The sequence below is a fragment of the Pseudanabaena cinerea FACHB-1277 genome, from assembly GCF_014696345.1.
Taxonomy (GTDB): Bacteria; Cyanobacteriota; Cyanobacteriia; order Pseudanabaenales; family Pseudanabaenaceae; genus Pseudanabaena; species Pseudanabaena cinerea.
Map to the genome: position 1 here is coordinate 22,317 of NZ_JACJPY010000013.1, position 12,584 is coordinate 34,900.

The 12,584-nt window shown below is 44.5% G+C and carries 7 protein-coding genes; 4 read left to right on the forward strand and 3 right to left on the reverse strand.

Going from position 1 to position 12,584, the window contains the following annotated elements; translation table 11 throughout:
• Window positions 1-64: 64 nt before the first annotated feature.
• From nrdJ to H6F44_RS06505, 3 genes are all read right to left on the reverse strand, one after another.
• Window positions 65-3,520, reverse strand: coding sequence for a ribonucleoside-triphosphate reductase, adenosylcobalamin-dependent (gene nrdJ, locus H6F44_RS23100; protein ID WP_190350148.1), 3,456 nt, complete (start codon window positions 3,518-3,520; stop codon window positions 65-67).
• 122 nt (window positions 3,521-3,642) lie between these two features.
• On the reverse strand, window positions 3,643-4,182 hold the full coding sequence (locus H6F44_RS06500; RefSeq protein ID WP_190350149.1) for a pyridoxamine 5'-phosphate oxidase family protein: 540 nt from the start codon (window positions 4,180-4,182) through the stop codon (window positions 3,643-3,645).
• A gap of 22 nt (window positions 4,183-4,204) precedes the next feature.
• On the reverse strand, window positions 4,205-5,392 hold the full coding sequence (locus tag H6F44_RS06505) for a glycosyltransferase family 4 protein (RefSeq protein WP_190350150.1): 1,188 nt from the start codon (window positions 5,390-5,392) through the stop codon (window positions 4,205-4,207).
• 164 nt (window positions 5,393-5,556) lie between these two features.
• Between H6F44_RS06505 and H6F44_RS06510 the strand changes: the two genes are divergently transcribed.
• The 4 genes from H6F44_RS06510 to H6F44_RS06525 all read left to right on the forward strand — a co-directional run bounded on the left by H6F44_RS06510 (window position 5,557) and on the right by H6F44_RS06525 (window position 12,583).
• Window positions 5,557-6,819 carry a hypothetical protein gene (locus H6F44_RS06510; protein WP_190350151.1) on the forward strand — a complete coding sequence of 421 codons (1,263 nt, stop codon included), beginning with the start codon at window positions 5,557-5,559 and terminating at the stop codon, window positions 6,817-6,819.
• A 102-nt stretch (window positions 6,820-6,921) separates the two neighbouring features.
• Complete coding sequence (locus H6F44_RS06515; protein ID WP_190350152.1) at window positions 6,922-7,236, forward strand: DUF3288 family protein; 315 nt, start codon at window positions 6,922-6,924, stop codon at window positions 7,234-7,236.
• A 529-nt stretch (window positions 7,237-7,765) separates the two neighbouring features.
• A complete protein-coding gene (locus H6F44_RS06520; protein WP_190350153.1) occupies window positions 7,766-11,599 on the forward strand; it encodes a response regulator in 3,834 nt (1,277 codons plus the stop codon).
• Window positions 11,600-11,794: 195 nt separating this feature from the next.
• Window positions 11,795-12,583: a hypothetical protein gene (locus tag H6F44_RS06525; RefSeq protein WP_190350154.1), complete on the forward strand. Its 789-nt coding sequence runs from the start codon at window positions 11,795-11,797 to the stop codon at window positions 12,581-12,583.
• Window position 12,584 lies beyond the last annotated feature (1 nt).

The following is a 12,584-nucleotide window of genomic DNA, read 5'->3' on the forward strand; positions in this document are numbered from 1 at the left end:
TTACTACAAGTTGCGATCGCTATTGTAGCAACACCTATATGCCCTATATGTCATTTGCTGCGATCTATGGCTTCTGTTCAGGGAACATACACTTATCAGAATCGCAACCCGCAGGTCCCGCATCCATCAACTCACCCGAATCATAACGCAACAAACTCGCGTAAAAATCATCGGACTTGCGACATTCTAGCACCTCAGCACTGAGCTTCTCATAAGTAGCCTTATCGATTGGTTCAAAGGGCAACCGAGGGAAAGTTTGCAGGTCATCAAAACGCGCCAATAGCGCCGCCGAGATATAACCCTCATCATCACGAATCGCTTCGTAAATCTTCTTCCCTAAAGGCTCGATTTCATGCTCGCGCAATTCCAAAGTTGCGGAAGTATTATGACGAGTGTAGAATTTCTGCACCTGCATATAGAAATCAAACTGCGCCATCACATCGAACTTGCTGATTTCCACCAGATCCGCGCCGTCAAGGTCAGCCCAAGATACGCTCACAGGGATCTCCACCAGCCATTCCGTGCATCTCGGATCGAAGGGATCATTGAGCAATTGTCCATTCTCATCTTTGTCCGATTGCGAAGGAATGATGCTATAGCCATAGTCCATGCAAGCCCGCGCCACAGGATCTTCCTTACGGAAAGTAATCCGACGGATAAATCGCTGCGCCTTCGGAGGATGCCACCCTGGGGAAGCACCAGTGAGTAGAGACTTGGTGTTGTGAGACTTCAGCGCACCTTGCCAGTACCATGAGTCGTCATCATCAATTCCCGATACCGCAAAGTCATAGCTGTAGTCGGGAGTAGTTTCAAACTCGATGCTAGTGACGCGATAGGGATGGAATGCAAATTGGCGTTTAGGTTCTGGTAATGGACGTAGCTGACATTTCCGACTGTGGGTATTGAGATATGCCAAGGATTCAGGTTGTGACAACATCCGACTGAGGGATAAGCCCCACATATCCTTTTGACCTTGGAAGTTCTCACCTTGAGTATTATGGAAAATGCTAAAGCACAAACCAACAGCTTCACCAACCTGTTGCAGGTTGCGAATAAAGGCTTCGCTCGATGAATCAATAGAAAGATCTCCTTTTACCCGAACGCATCCATCGGTATCAATCAAGCCACAGAAGAAGGCAAGAATTGTCTCACGGGAAGATTTGCGAATTGCAAGGGGAATCCGATCTAGATCCTTACTGCTACCTTTCTGTAATTGGTTCAACTTCAGCCAATCAAACAACTGTCCAGAAGCAAAACTTAATTCGCCTCTTGTACCACCATTGCGAGGATCATGGCTGATTTTGCCTGTGAGTCCAAACTGATTTTGGGCGATCGCTTGCAAACGCTCTACCAAATCTAGCTCTTTCTCATTAAAAGCAAACCTTACCCGATCTTTGCCTTCACTCATTGCGCCATCACCAAACAAGCAACCCAAGAAATAACCCAATTCTGGATTTAATGTAGTTGGTGTCGTGATTTCCGCAGTTAGCACACCACGACCATGCCCTAAAAGTTCTTTACGACCTTCGCGAGTATATTGAGCAGCATTGAGGCTAAGCAATAGAGCATCTTCGGTATGCCGATATTCACCGAGGGAATAGTCAATGTCCATACCAAGTTCTAGGCGATCGGCTCTCACCCATTGATTGGCAATGGAAAGACGATGATTAGGAGTCATCCGCAAAACGCGACCATTTTCAAGGGTGACTCGCACTAGGTTTAGAGGCTGATTGGCGATCGCTGTATCAGTAGCAATCCCATTCCGCACACTCAAATCTAAACCTTTGCTCTCACCACTACCAGCTTCGACAATTTCATCGGCATAGAGCAAGCCTTGATCAAAAATGCGTAAAGCATTGCGATCAAGGCATCCCGCAGGTTGAGTTGTTGTGCAACGATTCGGGCGGCGTAAGCCGTGCGCGTCGCAATATTCCCAAACCGTCTGATGGACGATTTCACGCCAACGATTTAGATAATCAGCTTCCTTCTCTTTGAAGTCTAGCCCCTGCACAGTGTCAGGACGACCCGCCTCAAACCAGCGCAACCATTCCACACCAAAGGCATGAACAAAGAAGTCAAATAGACCTGTGAAGGATACGCCCACAATTGGGTCAACTTCTCGACTAAATTGATAGCGTTCTTCATTGAAGCGATGATTGAGCAAAGCGGCAACCGACAAAGCACCTGCTTTAAAGGCTTCTTCCTGTTCTTTCTCATTACGAGGATTAAGTTGATTCAGGTGAATTTCGGATAAATTACAGTGAAAATCCATCCCCAGAATTTCCCCGCACGGATTCAGACCATAACGTTGTAATCTATGCTCTAGTTCACGTTCAGTAATTTCAGGCTGTTGCGATCGCAACCATTCTTTTCCTTCTCCTTTCACATATGCAGCAAGGAAATCACGCTTGAGTTCGGGAGTTGTAATCAAATCAGCATTAGAACGAGCGATCGCTTCACCCGCCCATTGAATCGCACCTTCACCTGAATAATATTGCTTGCGAACGGCATCAATACATTCTTGTTCAGTGGGTTTACGATGGAATACCCTTGTGTGATTACTCATTCTCAAAGCATCACGTTCAGGATCAATTCTCCAGTTGCCTGCTTCATCCTGCTGCCAAAGATTGTCCTTTGCAACAGAACCTAAAGCATCTTCAGACAAAAATTGCCTCATGCCCGCACTGCGACGGATGTTTCCAGCCACGATACAAACGGCGGCTTCATCAATTAGTAAACAGCACTCAACGGAGGTGAGTTGACGACCGATCGCTTTATTAAGAATATTGGCACAGCGATCGTAAAGCGTAGGCAACTTAACAGGATTTGCCATACCGCCGAAGCCTTTGAGGGGTTCACCACTGGGGCGGACATCGCTAATATCAACGGTGATTTGGACGGGCTTAGATGCATTAAACTTCTCGTTGCTCGATAGTTCTAGCAAAGATTGATAGGACTTGACCCAACCTTGACGGCTATCGCCCACATAGAATTTCACCGCATTGTTGGCATAGTCAAATTCGACATCGGTATTGTGGCGGCGTTTTTCAACTGGAGTATCTCCGATCGCACCGATCACATTTACTTGCAACTGATTACGAATTATGGGCAGTTGGCTGATGTACTGCGGCTCTAATACGCCGCCCGTGCCAGAGCCTTGCATGGCGAGATCCATCATCAAACCAAAGGCACGCCAGTCGATCACATTGGTGCTGGTGCAGTTGTAAGAACCTGAGAAATTTTCGGGGCGATCGACCCATTCAGTGCCACCGACCCACAGCCAACGCCCAGAGGTGAGCGATTTTAGCTGCTTTTGCATCTTGTCGATTAGGTCAGCTTGTTCTGGGGTCAGCTTGCCCAGCTTTTTTAAACCCGTAAGTGTGCGATCGCATACCTCAGCCCAGCTTTCGCGTTTGTTATTATATTTGCGGCTATAAGTCCTGAAAAATACAGGATAAGCGGCAGGAGCGCTATCGGGAAATCTGACTTCTTTGGAGATCAGTTTAAGTTCTTGCACCATAGGAAGGCTTTTGTTTTAACGATGAGTCAGATAATACATTAACTCACATTTAGCGGTAAATGCTCAATAAAAATTATTCATTGCGCTATTAGTAGATTTTCGCTTGATTAAAGTTTGCATTGCTACAGCAGCTTGGTGGGTAAGCCGTCAATGCTATGTTGATTATTCTTTTCCCAATATTCATACACACCTTCCTCACCTTTTTTCTCAGCCCATTCTTTTAAAACTGGGCGATCGCCTGAAAATTCATAAAAGGGAACAGCAAAACCACAGGAAGTTTGCACAGATTCCACCTTGACGCGCACAATTTGGCGAGTACCCGCGATCGCTGGAAACAGCGACAGATATTCTTGCCATTGACCATCCCTAGGGCGAATTGCCACACCTTGACCATAGAGGCGCAAAATTAGCGGCTTCTCCGTAAAACTACAGAGCATAACGGTAATTCGACCATTTTCGAGGAGATGGGCGGCGGTTTCGTTACCACTACCTGTCAGGTCGAGGTAGGCTATTTCTGATTCACTGACTACCCGCAAAGCATCCATTCCTTTTGGTGACAGATTCACCCGCCCATGGTGGGGAGCCGTCGCCACGAAAAAAATATGCTGAGCTGCAATGAAATCTTGTAATTCGGGAGTAAGGCGATCGTAAAACTTAGCCATTTGGAAAACCTTGCCTATGCGACTATGTAAAACATTTCTGAAAAACTGCTTCGGTTTGGGCAGCTAAGCGATCCCATGCAAAACGTTCTTTTAAATCTATTTGAGCATTATCTGCCAAGGACTTTGCATATGCCTGATCCTTAAGTAGTCGGATAATTCCTGCGGCTAAAGAGTCGGCATCATTTACCTTAGTGACAATGCCCGTAACTTGATCGCGTACCACCTCTGGCAGTCCGCCCGTATTAGAGACAACCAAAGGAATTTTGGCAGCAAAACTTTCAAGGGCGACAATACCAAATGGCTCATAGAGGCTGGGAAAAACCGCACAATTTGCTACTTTTTGGAACTTCCAGAATTCGGCATCTGCCATAAACCCTGTAAATAGAACCTTATGATAAATTCCTAAATCCCATGCTTGGCGCTGTAACAGAATTGCATAGGCTTCACCCGTACCAATGATCACTAAGCGCACCTTGTCATTCATGGCGGCAACGATCTTGGGCATTGCATTCAGTAAAATATAAATTCCTTTTTCATAGGTGATACGGCCAACGTAATAAATAATTGATTCATCGGGTTCAGCGTATTTTTGCCGCAGGGCGGTAAAATCGCAGTCCTGTTCGGCAGTAATTTTTTGCCAACGCTCAACACTCAGACCGTTGTAAACCACATCGGTTTTGGTGGGGGGACAGTTTAATGCTCTTTGCAACTCTCCTTGCATATATTCAGAGCAGACGATCACACGCTGGGCAAATTGGGTTAGTTTTAGTTCTCTTTGATGAATATAGCGCTGAGTATCATTGTGAATGCCATTGCATCTACCATATTCAGTGGCGTGGATCGTAGCGACTAGGGGAATATTAAAATCTTGAGATAGGGCGATCGCTGACTCCTCCACCAACCAATCATGGGCATGGATTAGATCCATAGATTGCTCCTGTAAAAGCTGCCGCGCAAAATTGACCATGCAGGCATTCATGCCCACCACCCATTGAAAAAATTCTCCATCTGTACTAACGGTAATGCGATAGACATAGATGCCATCAACAACTTCATTGATCTCTAGTGGCGGCACATCTGATGCCGCTACCGTAATCAGATGGACCTCATGTCCGCGCTTGACAATCTCTGGATATAGCTCTGCCACATGACGAGAAATTCCTCCAATGATGCGCGGTGGAAACTCCCAAGCTAGAGCGAGAATACGCATGATGTTTGATTGATAAATTTATGGTTATTGGCTGTTGCCCTTTGTGAGTTTTTATACTCACACACTAGCCCTATTAACTATACCAACTGGAAGAGCATCATACATAAAGAATTGGCTACAAGGTATGCTAATGTCACTAAATTAAATTATGACAGGAGGCAGTTATGACAGAAAACAAAACTAAAGAAATAGTTGAGCGTGTCTCGCAACAGGTTGGACAGACTTGGACAAAGGTGCAACCACAACTGCAAGCGCTATTGCTCAAACTAGTAAAGAGTTTGCTGCCACTCCTGCATAAACTGCATACGCAGCTAACGGACGCAGCAAAAGTAAGTTTGCCGATCGCCCCGATCGCACAGGTCACGGATGCACCAGAGGAAGAGGTCACGGATGCAACTACAACCGATGCGACTAACGTCAATGCAGCAAAGCCTATAACCAATGATGCAACCGCAACTAATAAGGCTTTGGGCATTGTGAAAGGGTTTTCTGCCCAAGCGATCGCCTTACTAATTTCGGCACTGACTAAGTTGCAATCAGCACTGCAAACTAAAGAAGTGGCGATCGATGAGACTAGCGAACCCATCGGGCTGCTCAATGCGGCTCCTGATTCACCGATGGTTGCCCAAGTTAAACAAGAATTTGGTATTGCTTGGAAATTTGTCCAAGAGCAGGTCAAGCCCAAGATTTTGGCAGGATTGCAATTTGCTGTCGACAAACTTGATCCGATCGCCTCAAATATTTGGGAGAAATTATCTACTAAGGCGGCAGCAACCCCTTCGCTAGTCAAAGCATGGGAAGACCTCCAATCTAAGGATGCTTGGAAAAAGACTGTAACCGCGACTGCCCCTATTTGGCGATCGATGACAGGCATCGCTAAGCAAGTGCCACTGTCTGACGAAGTGCAACAAATCTTTGACAAGCGGGCAGGCACGATCGCTTTAGTTACTTTATTTTCACTTTTGATCATCCTCAAGCCATCCCCCGCCCATAGCCGCAACCTCAAAAAAGTTGCTACTCCCCCCGCGCCAATCGCTCAACCCTCTGGCACAGTTGCCCAAAAACCACCAACCACAGCACCTGCCGTAACAGATGAGCTAATCCAGCCAGAGAAGGGGGATGTGGCTCTGACTCCCGAACAAATTGAAATCGCCAAGATTCAAACTCAAGTAACAGAGGTCGCTAATCAGTATGGCGAAACTTTGCTAGGCTCGGTGCAAACCAGCTTCAAGCGAGGGCGATTGATTGTGGCATTGAGTGATGATTGGTATCAGTTGGCTCCCAATCAGCAAACGCAATTGGTGAACGATCTGCAAACTAGGTCGCGATCGCTAAATTTCAAAAAATTGCTAGTCGCTGATGCTGCAAACCATTTAGTAGCCCGCACACCCGTCACTGGCGAAGGCGTAATTATTTTGCGCCAATAAAAGAAACAAGGAGCGAGTGGTAGGGCATAGCGCTCTGCCACTCGCTTTTTTGATGTCGTTTTTGATGTCATTTTGTAATTTATTTTTTGAGCGAGGTGACTAATGGCTGAAGGTAAAAATCAAAAAGAGCAGAAAGAGCAGAAAGAACAAAGACATCCGCAATACACGAAAGATCGACAGATCCTGAATGAATTACTCGGTCAGTTGCAACCTAATAACCGCAACTATGCTGATTTAGCGAGATTAATGATTCGTTATCAAGGGTTTATTGGCGCAAGGGATATTCAGGCGGATTTACTCAAGGTTTTGCAAAGCTGGCAACTATCTCAGGAAGAGCTTTTTGCGAAAACCAGAGCAATTCATGCGGTGGGCAAGGTCTATATGGCGCAAGATGAAGGTCAAGATGACTGGGCATAAAAGAATAAAGATGTGATGCAATGCGTCATACCTTTATTCTTTTGTGCTTTTCACTCATATGGACGGGCAGTATACTCAGGAAGACCGACTATAATGTTATGTATTAGTTTATGGGGCAAGTCTTGTTTTGGCTCTATTGTGGTTTTATTCTGCGGCTTGAATATTAGGACTTACGCAAATCAGCCAGAACTAGGGGCAATTTATGAATTGATCCTATGCTGCAATAACGGTTTCAAGTATTTGCGTAAGTCCTAAATATCTAATTTAGAAGTAAATCAATAACAGAAATTCCCATTAAGGCTTGAGAAATCAATAAACATTTTTATTCTTAATACATTACAGCCTTACATTACAGCGCTTGCTTAAAACCTAGATAATTTTCTGGATGCGGCGCGATGCGCTCCTCTTAAAAAAATCACCTATACTACATAAAGCCTCAACAGACTGTATTGCTTTTAATATCGCTTTTAATATCTTTTAATATCTTTTAATATCTTTTAATATCTTTTAATATTCTTGTTTTTTAGCAATGTATAAGTCCCTAGAACACCTACTCTTTTATAAAAAAGGTCAATCATCGCAAGTAAATGTTTTGATTGTGGAAGAAAACGCTGAAGAGCGTTTAATTTATCGACATCATATAGAAACCGACCTACGCCTAGATTATCGAGTGTTGGAAACAGGCGATATAGATGAGGCGATCTCCATTTGGCAGTCAAAACCACTCGATCTGATTTTGTTGGCATTGACCGATGATAAGGGTTTAGGGTTTTTAGAAGCGATCAGCAAAAGTGCGATCGCCATCGAACTGCCCGTGATCTTGCTGATGGAAACAGGTGACGAAGATCTAGCCGTCAGCGCCATTACTATGGGAGCCACCGATTACCTCATGAAGGATGAAGTTAGCCCTAATACTTTACGGCGCAGTATTTACCGCACCCTTGATCGGCTCAATCTTTTTCGCCAACTTCAGCGATCGCAGCGCCAAGAAACTTTAATTGCCGAGATTGCCTTAAATGTTCGTCAATCGCTCAATTTGACGCAGATTTATGAGGCGATCGTTACCGATGTCAAGAATTTTCTACAAGCCGATCGCACCATCATTTACAAGTTCAATCCAAATATGAGTGGCACAATTGTTGCCGAAGCCGTCGATTTACCTTGGGATAAAAGCCTCAACCAAAATATTATTGACACTTGCTTTCGGCATAGTACGGGAGGAGCCTATCGCCAAGGTCGAATTTTTGCCGCCAATGATATTCTCAATGCCAACCTGACCCCATGCCATATTCAGCTATTGCAAAGATTTCAGGTCAAGGCAAATCTAGTAGTTCCTATTCTTTTGCGTCAACATGATCCCTATGGGGAAACTCTGCTAGAGCCTGAAATGCCACTGTTAGCAGAAGAGAATGACCATGATAGCTTTCTCTGGGGCTTATTAATTGTGCATCAATGTCGCAGTACTCGTAATTGGGAAGATCTGGATCTGCGCCTGTTGCAACAGTTGTCAGTACAATTGGCGATCGCCATCAGCCAAGCCGAACTTTATCAAAACCTTCAGAGGCTTAACACTTCCTTAGAAGAAAAGGTCAAACAACGCACCATCGAGCTAGAAAATAATCAACTTAAACTACAACAAAGAGAACAACTTCTCAGTATATCCTTTGATAATGCCCCTGTCGGCATGGCAATTTTGAGTTTAGAAGGCAAATTCTTAACGGTTAATCAGAATCTCTGTGATATTTGCGGCTACAAAGCGATCGAGCTTTTACAAATGAGTGCCTTTGACATCATTCATACCGATTTTTTGCAAATTACCAAAGATGGATTTAATAGTCTTATTGATGGCACAAATACTAATATCTGCCTTGATAAAAAATATATTCAATCCAACGGTGCTCTTGTTGATGTGATATGTCGGGTAAGTCTCATTCGATCAAGTAGTAATGAACCCGTCCAATTTGTCATAACTATTGAAGATGTCACAGATAAGAAACAGAATGAGTCTAAACTAGCATCGGCAAGGGCGGCTGAGGCAGCTAATAAAGCTAAAAGTGAATTTTTAGCCGCCATGAGTCATGAATTACGCACACCGATGAATGCGGTAATTGGAATGTCGGGACTATTGAGCAATACGTCTTTAAGCGCCCAGCAACAGCAATATATATCAATTATCCGTCATGGTGGCGAAGCCTTGCTATCAGTAATTAATAAAATTCTTGACTTCTCTCAAATTGAATCAGGTAATTTACTCCTAGATGAACATATTTTCAATCTGCACCAATTAATTGAAGAAGTGCTGAATTTAATGTCCTCGGCTGCTTCCCAGAAGGGCTTAGAATTGTCTGCTCTAATTAATTTAAATGTGCCAACGCAAATCAAGACAGATTCTACCAGCCTTCGCCAGATTTTGGTGAATCTCCTTAATAATGCCATCAAATTTACAGAGCAGGGAGAAGTTGCCCTTGAGGTTAAGTTGGTACAACCAAATCAGCTAGAGTTTACGTTGCGTGATACGGGCATAGGCATTGAGCCTGAAGCGATCGCCCGCCTATTTAGACCCTTTAGCCAAGCCGATGGCTCGATTACACGCCGCTATGGTGGTACTGGGCTAGGTTTGGCAATCTGCCGTCAACTCTGCGAGCTAATGGGGGGAGAAATTACCGTTGAAAGTGAATTAGGTATAGGAACCACCTTTAAGTTTTCTATTAGCTTTCAAGCGGTTAATCCATCATTAAATAACCTCAAGACTATTACAACCCAGCCATTCCAACATGCCGAGAGCTATAGCTCGCAGCAAAGCGATTTGGGTATGCCCCTAGAACAACTCAAAGACAAACGCTTGTTGGTGGTTAATTCTAATGCCTCTGTTTTTAAGGTAATCCAAACCTATACCCAAGACGCATGGGGCATGAAAATAGATAGAGTTAATTCAGCAATTGCTACTCTTCAAAGTCTTTCTAGTCAAGAATTTGATGTGGTTTTGATTGATCTAAATATATCCGTTGATCGCAATTTATCTATAGCTGAAGTTTTAGATTTATCTAAGGATATTCATAGCGTTTTGCCATCTTTGCCCATCATTGCATTAGTCGCTATCACTACTCAAAGCGATTTCAACCTGAGTCATATGCGCGAATGTATCACCAAGCCCATCACCCCTTCAAAGCTTCGTCAAGCATTGTCATCAATATTTATCAATCCTAAGTCCGATTCTGTGGCACATTTGCCAATAAGCTCACTGCCGATAAGCTCACTGCCGATAAGCTCACTGCCAATAAGCACTGAGGAAGTTCAACCATGTTTAACTACTCTTGCTACTGCCAATATTACACCTCATATCTACACTCAGTTGACTGCGCCAAAGATGGCGGAGAGCATTGATAATAATGATTGGAATTGGGATTGGGATTTAGATCGTGAATTTGCGTCTCAACATCCCTTTAGACTCTTAATTGTTGAAGATAACCTTGTCAATCAGCAGATTTTATTGTTGATGTTAGAGCGTTTGGGATACGATGTTTTAGCGGTCAATAATGGAATGGAAGCAGTGGAGTTGCTCAAAGGGCAGTCCTATGATCTCATATTTATGGATATTCAAATGCCCGTTATGGATGGTCTGACTGCCTGTTCGCATATTCGTAAAATCCCTGATCGCCACCCTTGGATTATTGGCTTATCGGCTAATGCTTTTAGTGAATGTCGTGATGATGCGATCGCTGCGGGTATGGATGATTATTTAACCAAGCCATTGCAGATCGAGCAGTTGGCAGAGATTTTACATACATTTTCTAAGCATTGCCGATTGCCACAACAGGCTCAAAATCCAGAATACGCTGTTAATCTTAGCGGTGATCATTCTTCCATGCCTAAGACATCAGGGCGATCGCGCCACAAACTAGAGCCACTATCTGAAAGCTTGCTAAAGCCCCAAAGAGACTCCACTTCTAACATCGATCATTCCATGACCCACTATGGCGTTTATTTTCAGACTGACTTTGCCTTGTCTGGCTTAGATGTTATTGATATGAGTGTCATTCGTCGATTGGAAGAACATTTGGGAAAAGTAGGACTAATGGAAATTCTAGAGTCTTATTTAAGTGAGTCCGAAAAATCAGTTGCCCAAATTCAATCATCTTTTTCAGTCTTGGATTTCAAACAGATCGTCTTTTATATTCACTCCCTCAAAGGTGGCTCAGGGACTGTGGGAGCAAATCGCGTGGCAGCAATTTGTAAAGAGATCAATAGTATCTGCAAATTGCCTGTTCATGGCAGTAAGGTAGAAACTATCGAAATCATGCTCCAGCAATTAGAGGTGGAATTTGCTAAGGTTGCACAATTTATCAGACAGCAACTTCCTTGATTGACTGGCAAATCTCTTCCATCGGTGGCTATCCTGCCCACGCTACAGGGTTTTAATTTTGTTGGTCAGACATTTGGCGCGAAACCCCTTTCAACTATCAATTGCGATCGCGTTTGGCTAAATATCAAATTTGTAGTCAACCGTGACAGATCATGTTATATTCTCGACTAAATTTTTACAGTGGTGTCGTCGCCTATGCAAGCCAACCCAGTTTATAAAACCCAAAGCTCCCCAACGAGCTATCAACCAACCCCAGCGAGCTATCAAGCCTCTGTACCTGTGACAGTATATAAAGAACTGGCGGCGGAATTGCAATCGGCTCAAGCAAAGCTGTCTTTTTTTCAATTGCAAAATGAGCAGCTAACTAGGCAAAATCAAATGCTATTGCAAGAGTTTGAGGCGATCGCCCAATCCACTGATCGCATACAGGCGATCCTCACCCAAGCCAATTTGCCTGAAGCCAAATTGTCAGAGGTTCTCGCAGGGATTCGCGCCTCCTCGCAAGTGGCAACTGCGCCGCCCCGTCCCAGCAGTCAGCCCCAAGGTCGTCCCCCCGCCCAAAAACAGCCCCCCGCTAAGCCCCCTGCCTCACCCCGCAAAACTGCCGCCCAACAAACAACCAATGCTATTCAAGAGGCGATCTCGAGGGCTAGGCAACTAGCAACAGAGGCAGCACCAAATAGCAATAATGAAGCATCGGGCAGCGACACACTATATTATGACAGTGCCTTTGCGACCTTTGATGCACCTGCTCCCGTTACCAAGCCACTACCCAAAATAGAAATCCGCGAACAGGCTGCCGCCCGTCCAGTGCGTAAAGAATTGCGAACAGAGATCAGGCAAGAGACTCGGCAAGAATCGGGAGACGAAGATGTGCAGGAGTCTAGCGGTCTTAGTGGTTGGATGCTTACCCTCACAATTGTGGCGATTATCCTCACCTCCTTTGGTGCTGGCTATCTGCTCATGCGTCCTTTTGTCAAATAAT